Source organism: Streptomyces sp. R35, assembly GCF_041053035.1.
GTDB lineage: Bacteria > Actinomycetota > Actinomycetes > Streptomycetales > Streptomycetaceae > Streptomyces > Streptomyces lutosisoli.
This window is the reverse complement of record NZ_CP163440.1, coordinates 8,003,195-8,022,278: the sequence shown is the minus strand read 5'-3', so window position 1 is coordinate 8,022,278 and position 19,084 is coordinate 8,003,195. Positions and strand designations below refer to the sequence as shown.

Here is a 19,084-nt window from a genome sequence, read left to right as displayed (position 1 = left end):
ACGGTGACCGGCCTGTCCCGTTTTCCTCCGCCGGAGGCACTACGCGTCAGCCTCCCCACGAATCACGGCGAGCACTCCATCCAGTTCGTCGCCCTTCACCAGTACGTCACGCGCCTTGGAGCCCTCGCTGGGGCCGACGATGCCGCGGGACTCCATGAGGTCCATCAGCCGCCCGGCCTTGGCGAAGCCCACGCGCAGCTTGCGCTGGAGCATCGAGGTGGACCCGAACTGCGAGGTGACGACCAGCTCGGCGGCGGCGCACAGCAGGTCGAGGTCGTCGCCGATGTCCTCGTCGATCTCCTTCTTCTGCTTGGTGCCCACGGTGACGTCGTCCCGGAAGACCGGCGCCATCTGGTCCTTGCAGTGCTGCACGATCGCCGCGACCTCGTCCTCGGTGACGAAGGCGCCCTGCATACGGGTGGGCTTGTTGGCGCCCATCGGCAGGAACAGCCCATCGCCCTTGCCGATCAGCTTCTCGGCGCCCGGCTGGTCGAGGATGACCCGGCTGTCGGCGAGCGAGGAGGTGGCGAACGCGAGCCTGGAGGGCACGTTCGCCTTGATCAGACCCGTGACGACGTCGACCGACGGCCGCTGTGTGGCGAGCACCAAGTGGATGCCGGCCGCGCGCGCGAGCTGCGTGATGCGCACGATCGAATCCTCGACGTCCCGTGGTGCGACCATCATCAGGTCGGCGAGCTCATCGACGATCACCAGCAGATACGGATAGGTCTTGAGCTCCCGCTCGCTGCCTTCCGGCGTCTTGAGCTTGCCGTCGCGGATGGCCTGGTTGAAGTCGTCGATGTGCCGGTAGCCGAACGCCGCGAGGTCGTCGTAGCGCAGATCCATCTCCCGTACGACCCACTGCAGCGCCTCGGCGGCCCGCTTCGGGTTGGTGATGATCGGCGTGATCAGGTGCGGAATGCCCTCGTACGCGGTCAGCTCGACCCGCTTGGGGTCGACGAGGACCATACGGACGTCCTCGGGGGTCGCACGGACCATGACGGACGTAATCAGGCAGTTAATGCATGACGATTTGCCGGAACCGGTGGCTCCGGCGACCAGCACGTGCGGCATCTTCGCCAGGTTGGCCATCACATAGCCGCCCTCGACGTCCTTGCCGAGCGCGACCAGCATCGGGTGGTCGTCCTCGGCGGCATCGGCCAGCCGCAGCACATCCCCCAGGTTGACCATCTCGCGGTCGGTGTTCGGGATCTCGATGCCGACCGCGGACTTGCCGGGGATCGGGCTGATGATCCGCACGTCGGGGCTGGCGACGGCGTACGCGATGTTCTTGGTGAGCGCGGTGATCCGCTCGACCTTCACGGCGGGGCCGAGCTCGACCTCGTAGCGCGTGACCGTCGGACCGCGCGTGAAGCCGGTGACCGCGGCGTCGACCTTGAACTCCATGAAGACGTTCTGCAGCGAGGCGACGACCGCGTCGTTGGCGGCGCTGCGCGTCTTGCCGGGGCCGCCGCGCTCCAGGAGGTCGAGCGACGGCAGGGAGTAGGTGATGTCGCCGGAGAGCTGGAGCTGTTCCGCGCGCGGGGGCAGGTCGCGGGGCTCGGCGGGCGCGGCCTTGGTGAGGTCGGGTACGACCGACTCGACCGGCAGGGCCTCCTGCTTGGGCCGCTTGGCGCCCGGGGGAACCTTGGCGCGCGCGGCCGGTACGGGCGTCGTCTCCTCGTATCCGTCGCGCTCCACGGTGACGCCCTGCGTCAGGTCGGCGACCAGAGGCGAGGGCGGCATCCCGTGCAGCACGGCTCCGTCGAGCGCGGCTGCGGCGGCCGCCGCGACGTCCACCGCGTCCATCGGCCGGTTCATGTCGGGCTGCTGCACCGCGGGGCGTCTGGGGCGGCTCCGGCGCTTGGTGAGCGCCTCCTGCTCGGCACTGTCGGGGTCGTACTCCTCAGGGGCGCGCGAGCGCCTCCGGGAGCGCGCGGGGAGCGCCTCGCGCCACTGCTCGTCGTAGCGCTCGTCGTCCTCGCCCAGTTCGTCCTCGTCGAGGTCGGCGTGGACGACGCCCAGTTTCTGGCCGAGCAGCCGCAGCCGCTGCGGAATCGCGTTGACCGGGGTCGCCGTGACGACGAGCAGCCCGAAGATCGTGAGCAGCACAAGGAGCGGAACGGCGAGGACGTCGCCCATCGTGTACGTCAGCGGGGTGGCCGCGCCCCAGCCGATCAGACCGCCGGCGTCCCTTATCGCCTGCATGCCGTCGCTGCGCGCGGGCGCCCCGCACGCGATGTGGACCTGGCCGAGGACGCCGATCACGAGCGCGGACAGGCCGATCACGATGCGGCCGTTGGCGTCGGGCTTCTCGGGGTGCCGGATGAGCCGGGCCGCGATGACGCCGAGCAGTATCGGGACGAGCAGGTCGAGGCGGCCGAAGGCACCGGTCACCAGCATCTCGACGAGGTCGCCCACCGGGCCGCGCAGATTGGACCACGTACCCGCCGCGACGATCAGCGACAGGCCGAGCAGCAGGAGCGCGACACCGTCCTTGCGGTGCGCCGGGTCGAGGCCCTTCGCGCCCCGCCCTATACCGCGGAACATCGCCCCGACGGCGTGCGCGATACCCAGCCACACGGCGCGTACGAGTTTGTACACGCCCGCGGTCGGGTTGGGCGCCGGCGCGGGAGCGGGCTTCTTCGCCGCGGTCTTCTTGGCGGGCGCCTTCTTGGCGGCTGCCTTTTTCGCGGGGGCCTTCTTCGCCGGAGCCTTCGTCGGAGCGGCCGCCTTCTTCGCGGGCGGCTTCTTGGCTGCGGACTGACGTGAGGCCATGTGTGTGAGGTTACCGGTGGAGACGACAGCGGACACGTGTGCCCAGTGCTTCACCCGTTCGTGTCGCCCTTGCCGGGGACCAGAACTGACGCCTGCTCACTCAGAACTCATGGCTCGGTGGCGCTCAGTTCTGCGACGGCACCGAAGGTGCCCCGCTCCCCGTGCCCGGCTCCAACGCGTCCAGCGCCCTGCGCAACCCCGTGAGTTTGCGTTCGAGATGGGCCGCGGTCGCCACCGCCGCCGCGTCCGCCGAGTCGTCGTCGAGCTGCTTGGACAGCGCCTCGGCCTGCTCTTCAACGGCCGCGAGCCGCGCGGAGAGTTCGGCGAGGAGTCCGGCGGGCTCCTTGGCCTCGCCGAGTGCCGCCTTGCCGCCGCCCTCCAGCTGAAGCCGCAGCAGGGCCGCCTGCTCCCGGAGTTGGCAGTTCTTCATGTAGAGCTCGACGAAGACGGAGACCTTCGCGCGCAGCACCCATGGGTCGAACGGCTTGGAGATGTAGTCCACCGCACCCGCCGCATACCCCCGGAAGGTGTGGTGGGGGCCGTGGTTGATGGCAGTGAGGAAGATGATCGGGATGTCCCGGGTCCGCTCTCGCCGCTTGATGTGCGCGGCGGTTTCGAAACCGTCCATGCCCGGCATCTGGACGTCCAGCAGAATGACCGCGAAGTCGTCCGTGAGCAGCGCTTTGAGCGCTTCCTCCCCGGACGATGCCCGTACCAGTGTCTGATCGAGCGCGGAGAGGATCGCCTCCAGCGCCAGCAGATTCTCCGGCCGGTCATCGACCAGGAGGATCTTGGCCTTCTGCACCATGGCCCGCCCTCCTCGCCCCGGCATGGGGCCTCCCCTGTCCGCAGGACTTGGGGAAGCACCGGGCGCCGCCCCAGGGGACGACTCCCTTGCGCCGCCCGTCCTTGTGCCGGTCATGGTAGCCGCACCCCGCCTGTCGCCACACCCTGTCACCGCGATGTCACTGTGCACGTAGCAGAAACGTAGCGGGAGACCAGAAGGTTCCCCGAATCCCGTACTTCTACACGGCTTCGGCCACAGTCAGTTATGCGCGGTCCGGCCTGCCGCACCGCCGGTTCGGCGTGCACGGCCCGGCGTTCCGGTCATCGACATCGCGTCGCGACCGGACTCGCCGGACATGAGTCTGTCACCCCTCACGCATCCACTGCTCCATCACAGAGAGCAGGTGATCGGGATCGACCGGTTTCGTCACGTAGTCGGAAGCACCTGACTCAATTGCCTTCTCCCTGTCGCCCTTCATGGCCTTCGCCGTGAGCGCGATGATCGGCAGCCCGGCGAACTGCGGCATACGCCGAATCGCCGCCGTCGTTGCATATCCGTCCATCTCGGGCATCATGATGTCCATCAGGACGACCGTCACATCGTCGTGCTGCTCCAGGACTTCGATGCCCTCGCGGCCGTTCTCGGCGTACAGCACCGAAAGGCCGTGCTGCTCAAGGACGCTCGTCAGCGCGAACACATTGCGGATGTCGTCGTCGACGATCAGCACCTTCTCGCCCTCGAACCGGATGCCGCGGCGAGGCTGCGGCGCCGCGTCCTGCTGGCCCGGAGCCGCCCACGGCTCCTGAGCCGCGCCCCCGGCGCCGTTCGGCTGGCCCGGCAGCGCGGTTCGCTGGTCGACCGCTGACACCGCCCTGCGTCGCCTCCTGAAGAGTGCGGCGGGCCCGTTCTGGGTCTCCTGGTACGACTTCACCTCGGCCGGAGTCTCGATGCCGACCCCGGACAGCTCGGCCTCGGAGGCCAGCAACTCCCCGGCCTCCAGCGCCGGCGCAAGCTGCCCGTAGCCCTGGGGCGGCAGTTCGCTGGGGTGCAGCGGCAAATACAGCGTGAACGTGGAACCGCGTCCCGGCTCGCTCTGCGCGTGGATCTCGCCGCCCAGGAGCCGCGCGATCTCCCGCGAGATGGACAGCCCCAGCCCCGTACCGCCGTACTTCCTGCTTGTCGTGCCGTCCGCCTGCTTGAAGGCCTCGAAAATGACCCGCATCTTGCTGGCCGCGATGCCGATGCCGGTGTCCGTCACGGAGAACGCGATCAGATCGGCGTCCGCGTCCCGCAGTGAACCGGCCTCCAGGAGCTGTTCCCGGATCGCCACCGGAACGTCCGCCCCGGCGGGCCGGATCACCAATTCGACCGCTCCGGAGTCGGTGAACTTCACCGCGTTCGAGAGCAGGTTGCGCAGCACCTGGAGGAGGCGCTGTTCGTCGGTGTGCAGCGTGGCGGGCAGTTCCGGCGAGACCCGTACGGAGAAATCGAGGCCCTTCTCCGCGGTCAGCGGACGGAAAGTGGCCTCTACGTAGTCGACGAGTTGGACCAGCGCGATGCGTGTCGGCGACACGTCCATCTTGCCCGCCTCGACCTTCGACAGATCGAGGATGTCGTTGATCAGCTGGAGCAGGTCGGAGCCCGCGCCATGGATCGTCTCGGCGAACTCGACCTGCTTCGGGGTGAGGTTCGTGTCCGCGTTGTCGGCGAGCAACTTGGCGAGGATCAGCAGGGAGTTGAGCGGTGTGCGCAGCTCGTGCGACATGTTCGCCAGGAACTCGCTCTTGTAGCGCATGGAGACCGCGAGCTGTTCGGCGCGCTCCTCCAGGACCTGCCGGGCCTCTTCGATCTCGGTGTTCTTGACCTCGATGTCACGGTTCTGCTGAGCCAGCAGCTCGGCCTTCTCCTCCAGCTCCGCGTTGGAGTCCTGGAGCGCCTTCTGCCGGTTCTCCAACTCGGCCGACCGCTCGCGGAGTTGTTCGGTGAGCTCCTGCGACTGCCTGAGCAGCACCTCCGTCTTGGTGTTGACGGAGATGGTGTTGACGCTCGTCGCGATCATCTCGGCGATCTGGTTGAGGAAGTCCTTCTGGATCTGTGTGAACGGTGTGAAGGACGCCAGTTCGATGACGCCGAGCACGGTCCCTTCGAAGAGCACCGGAAGCACGATCACCTGCGCCGGGGGCGCCTCGCCGAGCCCGGACGAGATCTTCAGATAGCCGCTCGGCGCGTTCTCCACGAGGATCGTGCGCTTCTCCTGGGCGGCCGTCCCGATCAGCGCCTCACCGGGCCGGAACGACGTCGGCATGGATCCCATCGAGTAGCCGTACGACCCGAGCATGCGCAGCTCGTACGCGTCCTCGTGCTCGGCGACCGCCTCCTTGCCGTCGACCAGCGGCATCGAGAGGAAGAACGCGCCGTGCTGCGCGGAGACGACGGGTGTCAGCTCGCTCATGATCAGCGAGGCCACGTCGTCGAGGTCGCGGCGCCCCTGCATCAAGGCCGAGATGCGGGCGAGGTTGCCCTTGAGCCAGTCCTGCTCCTTGTTGGCGATGGTGGTGTCGCGCAGGTTGGCGATCATTTTGTTGATGTAGTCCTGAAGTTCCTGGATCTCGCCGGAGGCGTCCACGTCGATCTTCAGGTTCAGGTCGCCGCGGGTCACCGCGGTCGCCACGCGCGCGATGGCACGCACCTGCCGGGTCAGGTTCCCGGCCATCTCGTTCACCGACTCGGTGAGGTCTCGCCAGGTGCCGTCGACGTCACGCACGCGTGCCTGGCCGCCGAGCTGCCCCTCGGTGCCCACCTCGCGGGCGACTCGGGTGACCTCCTCCGCGAAGGACGAGAGCTGGTCGACCATCGTGTTGATGGTGGTCTTGAGCTCCAGGATCTCGCCGCGCGCGTCAATGTCGATCTTCTTCGTCAGGTCACCCTTGGCGATGGCCGTCGTGACCATCGCGATGTTGCGCACCTGGCCGGTCAGGTTGGACGCCATCCCGTTCACGGACTCGGTGAGGTCCTTCCACGTACCGGACACGCCCGGCACGCGCGCCTGCCCGCCGAGGATGCCGTCCGTGCCCACCTCGCGGGCCACCCGGGTGACCTGGTCGGCGAACGAACTCAGCGTCTTCACCATCGTGTTGACGGTGTCGGCGAGCTGGGCGACCTCGCCACTGGCCTCGACGGTGACCTTCTTGGTGAGGTCGCCGTTGGCCACCGCCGTCGCGACCTGGGAGATGTTCCGCACCTGGCTGGTCAGGTTGTTGGCCATCAGGTTGACGTTGTCGGTCAGGTCCTTCCAGATGCCTGTGACACCGGGCACCCGCGCCTGCCCGCCCAGGTTGCCGTCGGTGCCCACCTCGCGGGCCACCCGGTTCACCTGCTCGGCGAAGTTCGACAGCTGGTCGACCATCGTGTTGACGGTGGTGACGAGTTCGAGGATCTCGCCCTTCGCGTCGACGGTGATCTTTTTGGACAGATCACCCTTGGCGACCGCGGTGGTCACTTCGGAGATGTTGCGCACCTGGATGGTCAGGTTGTTCGCCATGAAGTTCACGGACTGCGTGAGGTCTTTCCAGGTGCCGGAGACACCCTGCACCTCGGCCTGACCGCCGAGGATGCCCTCGGTGCCCACCTCGCGGGCCACCCGCGTCACCTGGTCCGCGAAGCTCGACAGCTGGTCCACCATCGTGTTGATGGTGTTCTTCAGCTCCAGGATCTCCCCGCGCGCGTCCACGTCGATCTTCTGCGACAGGTCGCCTCGGGCCACCGCCGTGGAGACCTGCGCGACGTTGCGCACCTGAGCGGTCAGGTTGCCCGCCATGCTGTTCACGGAGTCCGTCAGGTCGCGCCACACACCGGCGACGCCGGGCACCTGCGCCTGACCGCCGAGACGGCCCTCCGTACCCACCTCGCGGGCCACCCGGGTCACCTGGTCCGCGAAGGCGGAAAGCTGGTCGACCATCGTGTTGATGGTGTTCTTCAGTTCCAGGATCTCGCCGCGCGCGTCGACATCGATCTTCTGCGAGAGATCGCCGCGGGCCACCGCCGTGGTGACCTGGGCGATCTGACGTACCTGCGAAGTCAGGTTCCCCGCCATGAAGTTGACGGAGTCGGTGAGTTCCTTCCAGGTGCCGCTCACACCGTCCACGCGGGCCTGACCGCCGAGGCGGCCCTCCGTGCCCACGTCCCGGGCCATCCGCGTCACCTGGTCGGCGAAGCTCGACAACTGATCCACCATCGTGTTCACGGTGTTCTTCAGCTGGAGCATCTCGCCGGAGACATCGACCGTGACCTTCTGCGACAGATCACCGTTGGCGACCGCCGTCGTCACCTGCGCGATGTTGCGCACCTGACCCGTCAGGTTCTGGAACGCCGTGTTGACGGAGTCGGTGAGGTCCTTCCAGGTACCGGCCACACCCGGGACCTGCGCCTGGCCGCCCAGCTCACCCTCGACACCGACCTCGCGCGCCACGCGCGTGACCTCGACACCGAACGACGACAGCTGGTCGACCATCGTGTTGACGGTGTTCTTCAGCTCCAGCATCTCGCCGGCGACCTCGACGCTGACCTTCTGGGAAAGGTCACCGTTGGCCACGGCCGTGGTCACCGCCGCGATGTCGCGCACCTGGGTCGTCAGGTTCCGGAAGACCGTGTTGACGGAGTCCGTCAGGTCCTTCCACGTCCCCGCCGCGCCCGGCACGTTGGCCTGCCCGCCGAGCCGCCCCTCGCCGCCGACCTCGTTGGCCACACGCGTGACCTCGTCCGCGAACGTCCGCAGCGTCTCGGTCATCTGGTTGATGGTCTCGGCCAGTTGCGCGACTTCCCCGCGCGCGCTGACCGTGACCTTCTGCGACAGATCACCGCTGGCGACCGCCGTCGTCACCTGAGCGATCCCGCGCACCTGGGCCGTGAGGTTGCCGGCCATCAGGTTCACCGAATCGGTGAGGTCCTTCCACACACCGGCCACACCCGGCACCTGCGCCTGGCCGCCCAGCTCACCCTCGGTGCCCACCTCGCGCGCGACACGCGTCACCTCGGAGGAGAAGGAGGACAGCTGGTCCACCATCGTGTTGACGGTGTTCTTGAGCTCCAGCATCTCGCCGGCCACGTGAACCGTGACCTTCCGGGACAAGTCACCCTTGGCGACCGCCGTCGTCACCAGAGCGATGTCACGCACCTGGGCCGTCAGCCGGTACGCCATGGTGTTGACCGAATCCGTGAGGTCCTTCCACGAACCGGACATCCCGCGCACCCGGGCCTGCCCGCCCAGCTTGCCCTCGGTACCCACCTCGCTGGCCACCCGCGTGACCTCGTCGGTGAACGTCGACAGCTGGTCGACCAGATTGTTGACCGTCCGCCCGACCTTGAGGAACTCCCCGCGCAGCGGATGCCCGTTGCCGTCCGGCGCCTGCGCCCGCAGCTCCATGCGCGGCGACAAGTCGCCCTCCGCGACCGCGGACAGCACCCGGCCGACCTCGGAGACAGGCCGTACGAGATCGTCGACGAGCGCGTTGGAGGCGTCGATCGCCGCTGCCCACGAGCCCTCACAGGCGCCCGTCTCCAGCCGCTCCGTGAGCTTTCCCTCACGCCCGACCATGCGCCGTACACGCGACAGCTCACCCGTCAGATGCAGATTACGGTCGGCCACTTCATTGAAAACCGCCGCAATCTCGGACATCACGCCGTCGCCGGAAACCGTGAGCCGCTTACGGAAGTTGCCGTCCCGCATCGACACCAAAGCCACGAGCAGCCGGTTCAGGGCCGCCGTGTCCACCTCAGTGGTGCCATTGCGCGGTGTGCGCCCGTTGTCCAGGGACTGTCCGCCTTTCGCGCGCGTCTTATTGCCCCGCGTCGCTGCGCCAGACTCCACTGTGTCCCTCCCGCAAGGGTCGACCATTACTGCTCGGCGTACTCGGGTACTTCTGCTCTGCGTGCTGGAAGGCGTTCAGCCTGCCCGGACCTTCTCCTGGAGCTTGCCCAGTGTTTCACCCCGGCTGAACCAGGCCATAACAGTTCGGCAGCTTCGCACATCGTCCGCACACCTCTGGGCGGAAACACAGGCGACCGGCATCCGCATGGACGGCGAAGGTAAGTAACCTTGCATGCGGCTGTCCAGCGGCGCCGGTCCCGTCCGGCCTGGGCGGTGGCACGAGCACGAGCGGGCAGGCATCGGAGGGGCGCCGCACCATGACCACCGGACTGCATCCTGGGGGATCGTCCCAGGATCCCCGGCCGACGGGGAACCACGCCCTGCCCCGGCAGGAGCAAGTCGGCCACGGAGCGCTGCACGCCGACAACCGGACGAGGAGTTCTGTGATCACCGCGCGCGCGGCCGCCAGTTTCGAGCCCCTGGGGCGATCCGTCGCGACCGCCCGCTCCTTCGTCCGCGACACCCTCCAGGGCTGGGGCTTCGCCGACGTCGTCGACGACGCCGTAGTCCTCACCAGCGAACTGGTCACCAATGCTGTCGTGCATGCGGGCACCTCCGCGGACGTCCTGTGTCTGCGCAGCGACGACGGCGTACGCATCGAGGTGGCTGACCGCTACCCGGAACGTGAAATTCCACTCCAGGCGACGGCTGTGAATATGGGCAGCCCCGACCGCGAGGGCGGCCGCGGCCTCCAGTTGTGCGCAGCCCTGGCCGGCCGCTGGGGCGTCGAGTACACGCCCACCCACAAGCAGGTCTGGTTCCAGATCGACCTCCCCGAGCGCCCGGTGGGCACTCGCACCGCCGGCCCTTCCCTCCCCGCCGACCTCCTCCCGCTCGCCGACGGCCGCGTCCGCGTCGCGGTCGTCCAGATCGACCGGGTCGGCGCCATCAACGCCTGGAACGAGGACGCGGAAGAACTCTTCGGTTACGCCGCCGAGCAGGTCACCGGCAAGCCGCTCACCGACCTCGCGGCCTGGCCGCACACCCCCGGCACCAGCACCGGCATCGTCGAGGCGCTCCAACTCTCCCGCTGGGAGGGCACGTACGGCATCCGCGCCGCCACCGGCCGCGTCACCCCCGTCTACGCCTCACACCTTCGGGTACGCGACACGGGCGGCGAACCCTCCACGGTCTGCCTCCTCGTACGCGACCACGAACGCGCCGTCCTGCAGACCCCGTTGCGCATCTCGGCCACCGACACGACCACCAGCTCCGAAGGCCAGGCCTCCGACCCCTTCGAGGTCTTCATCGGCTCCCCGGCCCCCGACGACCTGGACGGCCTCCTCCAGCGCACGGTGGAGCGCGCCCGCGACATGCTCGACGGCGACTCCGCCTTCCTGCTCCTGGCGACCGACGACGAAACGGAGTTGGAGGTACGAGCCTCGACGGGCCTCCCCTCCGCCCGCCAGCGCTTCGCCCGCGTCCCCGTCGAGGCGGGCCCCGGCCGCTACGGCTCGGCCCGCATGCCCGCCGTGCACGAGGACCTGATGGTGGTCCCCGGCGCCGTCCCCCTGCTGAGCGGCACCGGCATGCGCTCGGTCGTCACGGTCCCGCTGAAGGTCGAGGGCCGCCTCACCGGCTCGCTCGGCGTCGCGGCCGAGTCGCCCGGCAGATACTCCAACGAGGAGGCCCTGCGCCTCCAGTTCGCCGCCGACCGCATCGCCCTGGCGGTGGAATCGGCCCGTCTGGGCGAGCTGGAACGCCTGCGCCGCGGCTCGCTGTCCTTCCTCGTCGAGGCCTCCGACCTCCTCGCCGGCACTCTGGACCGCGACCAGACCCTGGCCCTGATGGCCCAGATGACGGTCCCGACCCTGGCCACCTGGTGCGCCGTCTACACAATCGCCGACCAGGCCTCGGACCCGTATCTCTCGTACGTCCTGCACGAGGACGAGGAACGCATCGACGGCCTCAAGGCGTTGCTCTCGAAGATCGCCCCGCCGGACCCGGTCCCCACCCCGGGCGCCCGCGTCTGGTCGGCACCCGCCGAAGCGGCCCACCAGGCGGCCCTGCGCACGTCCATGCGCAGCCTGGGCCTCGGCGAGCCCACTTCGGTGAGTTCCGGCATCGGTACGACACTGGCGACGGCCGCGGCAGTCGGCGGCGAGACGGTCGTACTCCCCCTCGTGGCCCGCAACCGCGTCATCGGCATGCTGACGCTCGGCAAGCCGTCGGACGAACACTTCCGCCAGGAAATCCTGGAACTGGCCGAGGACCTGTCCCGCAGGGCCGCCCTGGCACTCGACAACGCCCGCCTGTACTCGGAGCGCATGGCCATCAGCCAGTCCCTCCAGCGCAGCCTCCTGCCCCCGGAGCTCCCGCACATCGACGGCGTCGAGGTCGAGGTCATCTACCGCGCGGCCGGCGAGGGCAACGAGGTCGGCGGCGACTTCTACGACCTCTTCCCGATCCGCGACGGCGCGTACGGCTTCGCCATCGGCGACGTGTGCGGTACGGGCCCGGAGGCGGCCGCGGTCACGGGCCTGGCCCGGCACGCGCTCAGGCTCCTGGCCCGCGAGGGCTACGGTGGCCCGGCCGTCCTGGAGCGCCTGAACTCCGCGATCCTCGACGAGGGCGCCCGCAGCCGCTTCCTGACGCTCCTGTACGGCGAGTTGTGGCCCCAGGAGGACGGCAGCGCCGTACTGAAGGTGGTCTGCGCCGGCCACCCGCTCCCGCTGCGCCTGCGCCAGGACGGCACGGTCGAACCGGCCGCCGAACCGCAGCCGCTGCTCGGCGTCATGGAAGACCTGGAGCTGTACGAGCAGACGATCACGCTGGACCCGGGCGACGTCCTGCTGTGCGTCACGGACGGCGTCACGGAGCGCCGCGAGGGCACCCGCATGCTCGGCGACGACGGCCTCACGGACGTCCTCACCACCTGCACGGGCCTGACGGCGGGCGCGGTCGCCGCCCGCATCATGCGCGCGGTCGAGCGCTTCGCCTCCGACGCCCCGTCCGACGACATGGCGATTCTGGCGATGCGCGTTCCCGGCCTCCAGAAGAACTGAGGCCGGGCTTCATTCGGGGTACGAGAAAGGCCCCCGCCTGTAAGGGCGGAGGCCTTTTCTTGCTTGAGCCCCCCAACGGAATCGAACCGTTGACCTTCTCCTTACCATGGAGACGCTCTGCCGACTGAGCTAGGGGGGCCAGTCGCCTTCTCGAGGTTTCCCTCGCGGCAACGAAATAGATCATACCCCGAACAGAAGCGTGCTCCCAACCCGTCCCGCTGAATCCGGCTGAATCAGAAGGCGGGCTGCAGCAATCCGCCCAGCGCGTTGCACGCGGAGACGATCCGATGCATCTCCCGCTTCGTCAACGACGCGTCCACGGGAAGCGCAAGGGTCTCGTCCGCGGCCCGCTCGGTCTCCGGAAGATGCACGTCCCGACGGAACGCGGGTATGCGGTGCACCGGCGTCTTCACCGGCACCCGGCACTCAACTCCCCGAGCCCGTACGGCCCGTGCGAAGGCGTCCCGGTCCGGCCGCCCGTTGCCCGGCACCCGCACGACGTACTGCTGGTACGTGTGGCCATCACCGCCATCGGGCGTCCACACACCGCTGAGCCGCCCGTCCAGATACGCGGCCCGCTCCCTGCGCTGCGCGATCTCGTCGTACGGCGCCTCGGACTCACCCTGCTCCAGCAGCAGGAGGCCGAGCCGCTGCCCAACCTCCCGCAGCCGCACCATGTCTGCCGTCCGCCCGAAGCGGTGTACGACAACCAGAGCCGCCGTCCGGGGAGTTGCGGCGAAGTCGACCGCACTCGCGTCCAGGCAGTAGGTCGCCGGGTCTATGTCGGCGAAGACAACCGTCGCACCGGCCTGCGTCACGGCCTCGGCGACCTCGACGTTCCCGAACGCCGGCACGATGACCTCGTCACCGGCTCCGACACCCGCGGCCCTGAGCATTGCAGCAGTACCCATGCTGCGGATGTTTGTCGCGCAACGTGAACTACAAGTGACGCAAAACAAAAAAGAGCTGGTCCCTGAACCGAAGTTCAGGGACCAGCTCTATTAATAATAGTTCGGCGGCGTCCTACTCTCCCACAGGGTCCCCCCTGCAGTACCATCGGCGCTGTGAGGCTTAGCTTCCGGGTTCGGAATGTAACCGGGCGTTTCCCTCACGCTATGACCACCGAAACACTATGAAACTGTCAACCGGAGCCGTGGCATAGCTACGACGGTTGTTCGTGGTTTCAGAACCAACACAGTGGACGCGAGCAACTGAGGACAAGCCCTCGGCCTATTAGTACCAGTCACCTCCACCCGTTACCGGGCTTCCAGATCTGGCCTATCAACCCAGTCGTCTACTGGGAGCCTTACCCTCTCAAGGAGGTGGGAATACTCATCTCGAAGCAGGCTTCCCGCTTAGATGCTTTCAGCGGTTATCCCTCCCGAACGTAGCCAACCAGCCATGCCCTTGGCAGGACAACTGGCACACCAGAGGTTCGTCCGTCCCGGTCCTCTCGTACTAGGGACAGCCCTTCTCAATATTCCTACGCGCACAGCGGATAGGGACCGAACTGTCTCACGACGTTCTAAACCCAGCTCGCGTACCGCTTTAATGGGCGAACAGCCCAACCCTTGGGACCGACTCCAGCCCCAGGATGCGACGAGCCGACATCGAGGTGCCAAACCATCCCGTCGATATGGACTCTTGGGGAAGATCAGCCTGTTATCCCCGGGGTACCTTTTATCCGTTGAGCGACGGCGCTTCCACAAGCCACCGCCGGATCACTAGTCCCGACTTTCGTCCCTGCTCGACCCGTCGGTCTCACAGTCAAGCTCCCTTGTGCACTTACACTCAACACCTGATTACCAACCAGGCTGAGGGAACCTTTGGGCGCCTCCGTTACTCTTTAGGAGGCAACCGCCCCAGTTAAACTACCCATCAGACACTGTCCCTGATCCGGATCACGGACCCAGGTTAGACATCCAGCACGACCAGACTGGTATTTCAACGACGACTCCACAAACACTGGCGTGCCTGCTTCAAAGTCTCCCAGCTATCCTACACAAGCCGAACCGAACACCAATATCAAACTGTAGTAAAGGTCCCGGGGTCTTTCCGTCCTGCTGCGCGAAACGAGCATCTTTACTCGTAGTGCAATTTCACCGGGCCTATGGTTGAGACAGTCGAGAAGTCGTTACGCCATTCGTGCAGGTCGGAACTTACCCGACAAGGAATTTCGCTACCTTAGGATGGTTATAGTTACCACCGCCGTTTACTGGCGCTTAAGTTCTCAGCTTCGCCACCCCGAAGAGTGACTAACCGGTCCCCTTAACGTTCCAGCACCGGGCAGGCGTCAGTCCGTATACATCGCCTTACGGCTTCGCACGGACCTGTGTTTTTAGTAAACAGTCGCTTCTCGCTGGTCTCTGCGGCCACCCCCAGCTCAAGGAGCAAGTCCTCTCACCGGTGATGGCCCCCCTTCTCCCGAAGTTACGGGGGCATTTTGCCGAGTTCCTTAACCATAGTTCACCCGAACGCCTCGGTATTCTCTACCTGACCACCTGAGTCGGTTTAGGGTACGGGCCGCCATGAAACTCGCTAGAGGCTTTTCTCGACAGCATAGGATCATCCACTTCACCACAATCGGCTCGGCATCAGGTCTCAGCCTCATGTGCGACGGATTTGCCTATCGCACGGCCTACACCCTTACCCCGGGACAACCACCGCCCGGGATGGACTACCTTCCTGCGTCACCCCATCACTCACCTACTGCAGGTCTGGTCCGTCGGCTCCACCACTCCCCTTTGCCCGAAGGCTCCGGGGCGGCTTCACGGACTTAGCATCGCCTGGTTCAATGTTTGACGCTTCACAGCGGGTACCGGAATATCAACCGGTTATCCATCGACTACGCCTGTCGGCCTCGCCTTAGGTCCCGACTTACCCTGGGCAGATCAGCTTGACCCAGGAACCCTTAGTCAATCGGCGCACACGTTTCTCACGTGTGTATCGCTACTCATGCCTGCATTCTCACTCGTGAACCGTCCACCACTGCCTTCCGGCGCGGCTTCACCCGGCACACGACGCTCCCCTACCCATCACAGCGGGCGTTGGCCCTATTGCTGCAATGACACGACTTCGGCGGTACGCTTGAGCCCCGCTACATTGTCGGCGCGGAATCACTAGACCAGTGAGCTATTACGCACTCTTTCAAGGGTGGCTGCTTCTAAGCCAACCTCCTGGTTGTCTGTGCGACTCCACATCCTTTCCCACTTAGCGTACGCTTAGGGGCCTTAGTCGATGCTCTGGGCTGTTTCCCTCTCGACCATGGAGCTTATCCCCCACAGTCTCACTGCCGCGCTCTCACTTACCGGCATTCGGAGTTTGGCTAAGGTCAGTAACCCGGTAGGGCCCATCGCCTATCCAGTGCTCTACCTCCGGCAAGAAACACACGACGCTGCACCTAAATGCATTTCGGGGAGAACCAGCTATCACGGAGTTTGATTGGCCTTTCACCCCTAACCACAGGTCATCCCCCAGGTTTTCAACCCTGGTGGGTTCGGTCCTCCACGACCTCTTACAGCCGCTTCAACCTGCCCATGGCTAGATCACTCCGCTTCGGGTCTTGAGCGCGCTACTGAATCGCCCTATTCGGACTCGCTTTCGCTACGGCTTCCCCACACGGGTTAACCTCGCAACGCACCGCAAACTCGCAGGCTCATTCTTCAAAAGGCACGCAGTCACGAGATATGTGCAAGCACATATCCGACGCTCCCACGGCTTGTAGGCACACGGTTTCAGGTACTATTTCACTCCGCTCCCGCGGTACTTTTCACCATTCCCTCACGGTACTATCCGCTATCGGTCACCAGGGAATATTTAGGCTTAGCGGGTGGTCCCGCCAGATTCACACGGGATTTCTCGGGCCCCGTGCTACTTGGGTGTCTCTCAAACGAGCCGTTGATGTTTCGACTACGGGGGTCTTACCCTCTACGCCGGACCTTTCGCATGTCCTTCGCCTACATCAACGGTTTCTGACTCGCCTCACAGCCGGCAGACTGTGAAAGAGAGATCCCACAACCCCACATGCGCAACCCCTGCCGGGTCTCACACGCATATGGTTTGGCCTCATCCAGTTTCGCTCGCCACTACTCCCGGAATCACGGTTGTTTTCTCTTCCTGCGGGTACTGAGATGTTTCACTTCCCCGCGTTCCCTCCACATACCCTATGTGTTCAGGTATGGGTGACAGCCCATGACGACTGCCGGGTTTCCCCATTCGGAAACCCCCGGATCAAAGCCTGGTTGACGGCTCCCCGGGGACTATCGTGGCCTCCCACGTCCTTCATCGGTTCCTGGTGCCAAGGCATCCACCGTGCGCCCTTAAAAACTTGGCCACAGATGCTCGCGTCCACTGTGCAGTTCTCAAACAACGACCAACCACCCATCACCCCCGGTTACCACCGGAGTTCACTGGGGCCGGCACTGAAGGCAGCCGTATCGGCCGTACCTTCAGACACCCAACAGCGTGCCCGACACCCTCGCCACTCATGATCAGCTTTCCACGCCCCGAAGGACAGTACTCACAGCCCGAGATGACTGACGGTGCCGAATAATCAACGTTCCACCCATGAGCAACCAGCACCGGACATTCGCCGATGTACTGGCCTCTGACCTCACCCCGAAGGGATCGGTAAGAAGTGCTCCTTAGAAAGGAGGTGATCCAGCCGCACCTTCCGGTACGGCTACCTTGTTACGACTTCGTCCCAATCGCCAGTCCCACCTTCGACAGCTCCCTCCCACAAGGGGTTGGGCCACCGGCTTCGGGTGTTACCGACTTTCGTGACGTGACGGGCGGTGTGTACAAGGCCCGGGAACGTATTCACCGCAGCAATGCTGATCTGCGATTACTAGCAACTCCGACTTCATGGGGTCGAGTTGCAGACCCCAATCCGAACTGAGACAGGCTTTTTGAGATTCGCTCCGCCTCGCGGCTTCGCAGCTCTTTGTACCTGCCATTGTAGCACGTGTGCAGCCCAAGACATAAGGGGCATGATGACTTGACGTCGTCCCCACCTTCCTCCGAGTTGACCCCGGCAGTCTCCTGTGAGTCCCCATCACCCCGAAGGGCATGCTGGCAACACAGAACAAGGGTTGCGCTCGTTGCGGGACTTAACCCAACATCTCACGACACGAGCTGACGACAGCCATGCACCACCTGTACACCGACCACAAGGGGGCGACCATCTCTGGCCGTTTCCGGTGTATGTCAAGCCTTGGTAAGGTTCTTCGCGTTGCGTCGAATTAAGCCACATGCTCCGCTGCTTGTGCGGGCCCCCGTCAATTCCTTTGAGTTTTAGCCTTGCGGCCGTACTCCCCAGGCGGGGAACTTAATGCGTTAGCTGCGGCACCGACGACGTGGAATGTCGCCAACACCTAGTTCCCACCGTTTACGGCGTGGACTACCAGGGTATCTAATCCTGTTCGCTCCCCACGCTTTCGCTCCTCAGCGTCAGTAATGGCCCAGAGATCCGCCTTCGCCACCGGTGTTCCTCCTGATATCTGCGCATTTCACCGCTACACCAGGAATTCCGATCTCCCCTACCACACTCTAGCTAGCCCGTATCGAATGCAGACCCGGGGTTAAGCCCCGGGCTTTCACACCCGACGTGACAAGCCGCCTACGAGCTCTTTACGCCCAATAATTCCGGACAACGCTTGCGCCCTACGTATTACCGCGGCTGCTGGCACGTAGTTAGCCGGCGCTTCTTCTGCAGGTACCGTCACTCTCGCTTCTTCCCTGCTGAAAGAGGTTTACAACCCGAAGGCCGTCATCCCTCACGCGGCGTCGCTGCATCAGGCTTTCGCCCATTGTGCAATATTCCCCACTGCTGCCTCCCGTAGGAGTCTGGGCCGTGTCTCAGTCCCAGTGTGGCCGGTCGCCCTCTCAGGCCGGCTACCCGTCGTCGCCTTGGTGAGCCACTACCTCACCAACAAGCTGATAGGCCGCGGGCTCATCCTTCACCGCCGGAGCTTTTAACCCCCACCCATGCGGGCAGGAGTGTTATCCGGTATTAGACCCCGTTTCCAGGGCTTGTCCCAGAGTGAAGGGCAGATTGCCCACGTGTTACTCACCCGTTCGCCACTAATCCACCCCGAAGGGCTTCATCGTTCGACTTGCATGTGTTAAGCACGCCGCCAGCGTTCGTCCTGAGCCAGGATCAAACTCTCCGTGAATGTTTACCCGTAATCGGGTGGACACCACGAGAGCGGAACCTCCCGAGGAATAATCGGAAGGTTCACAGCGTCCTCGCTGTGCGCCTACCAGGCAGTGCCCGGCAGGACTTTTTCAAAGGAACCTCGCCCCAGCCGATCGGCCGGAGACGGGGTATCAACATATCTGGCGTTGATTTTTGGCACGCTGTTGAGTTCTCAAGGAACGGACGCTTCCTTTGTACTCACCCTCTCGGGCTTTCCTCCGGGCGCTTCCCTTCGGTCTTGCTTTGTTTTTGTTTCGTTCTTGCGTTTCCGACTCTATCAGATCGTTTCCGGTCCGATTTTCCTCGGTGCTTTCCAGGTTTCCGCTTTCGCGTTTCCCTTTCCGGCGGCTCCGACTTTATCAGAGATTCTGAGTCGGAATTTCCGTCCCGCT

5 protein-coding genes, 1 tRNA gene and 3 rRNA genes are annotated in these 19,084 nt (G+C 65.4%); 1 reads left to right on the top strand and 8 read right to left on the bottom strand.

The window, feature by feature from the left end; translation table 11 throughout:
• Window positions 1–39: 39 nt before the first annotated feature.
• The 3 genes from AB5J50_RS36300 to AB5J50_RS36290 all read right to left on the bottom strand — a co-directional run bounded on the left by AB5J50_RS36300 (window position 40) and on the right by AB5J50_RS36290 (window position 9,431).
• Window positions 40–2,778, bottom strand: a complete 2,739-nt coding sequence (locus AB5J50_RS36300; protein WP_327432158.1) for a DNA translocase FtsK — start codon at window positions 2,776–2,778, stop codon at window positions 40–42.
• Between the two features lie 124 nt (window positions 2,779–2,902).
• The gene (locus tag AB5J50_RS36295; RefSeq protein WP_028802361.1) at window positions 2,903–3,586 is read right to left on the bottom strand and encodes a two-component system response regulator; all 684 of its coding nucleotides are present in this window, start codon (window positions 3,584–3,586) and stop codon (window positions 2,903–2,905) included.
• Window positions 3,587–3,929: 343 nt separating this feature from the next.
• Window positions 3,930–9,431, bottom strand: a complete 5,502-nt coding sequence (locus tag AB5J50_RS36290; RefSeq protein ID WP_369262741.1) for a HAMP domain-containing protein — start codon at window positions 9,429–9,431, stop codon at window positions 3,930–3,932.
• Window positions 9,432–9,748: 317 nt separating this feature from the next.
• On the opposite strand from AB5J50_RS36290, the gene AB5J50_RS36285 reads away from it, so the two are divergent.
• Complete coding sequence (locus tag AB5J50_RS36285) at window positions 9,749–12,496, top strand: SpoIIE family protein phosphatase (protein ID WP_369262739.1); 2,748 nt, start codon at window positions 9,749–9,751, stop codon at window positions 12,494–12,496.
• Window positions 12,497–12,562: 66 nt separating this feature from the next.
• Here the strand turns inward: AB5J50_RS36285 and AB5J50_RS36280 are convergent.
• From AB5J50_RS36280 to AB5J50_RS36260, 5 genes are all read right to left on the bottom strand, one after another.
• Window positions 12,563–12,635, bottom strand: a tRNA-Thr gene (locus AB5J50_RS36280).
• A 94-nt stretch (window positions 12,636–12,729) separates the two neighbouring features.
• The gene (locus AB5J50_RS36275) at window positions 12,730–13,392 is read right to left on the bottom strand and encodes a DegT/DnrJ/EryC1/StrS family aminotransferase (RefSeq protein WP_369265606.1); all 663 of its coding nucleotides are present in this window, start codon (window positions 13,390–13,392) and stop codon (window positions 12,730–12,732) included.
• Between the two features lie 114 nt (window positions 13,393–13,506).
• Window positions 13,507–13,623, bottom strand: a 5S ribosomal RNA gene (gene rrf / locus AB5J50_RS36270).
• An 86-nt stretch (window positions 13,624–13,709) separates the two neighbouring features.
• Window positions 13,710–16,829 (bottom strand): 23S ribosomal RNA (locus tag AB5J50_RS36265).
• 314 nt (window positions 16,830–17,143) lie between these two features.
• Window positions 17,144–18,669: ribosomal RNA gene (locus tag AB5J50_RS36260) — 16S ribosomal RNA — on the bottom strand.
• Together the 16S, 23S and 5S rRNA genes form the textbook arrangement of a ribosomal RNA operon.
• Between the last annotated feature and the right edge of the window lie 415 nt (window positions 18,670–19,084).

Bases quoted from the DNA above. Each gene is read 5' to 3' on its own strand.
- AB5J50_RS36285 (WP_369262739.1), top strand. From the start codon at position 9,749: ATGACCACCGGACTGCATCCTGGGGGATCGTCCCAGGATCCCCGGCCG.
- AB5J50_RS36300 (WP_327432158.1), bottom strand. From the start codon at position 2,778: ATGGCCTCACGTCAGTCCGCAGCCAAGAAGCCGCCCGCGAAGAAGGCG.
- AB5J50_RS36295 (WP_028802361.1), bottom strand. From the start codon at position 3,586: ATGGTGCAGAAGGCCAAGATCCTCCTGGTCGATGACCGGCCGGAGAAT.
- AB5J50_RS36275 (WP_369265606.1), bottom strand. From the start codon at position 13,392: ATGCTCAGGGCCGCGGGTGTCGGAGCCGGTGACGAGGTCATCGTGCCG.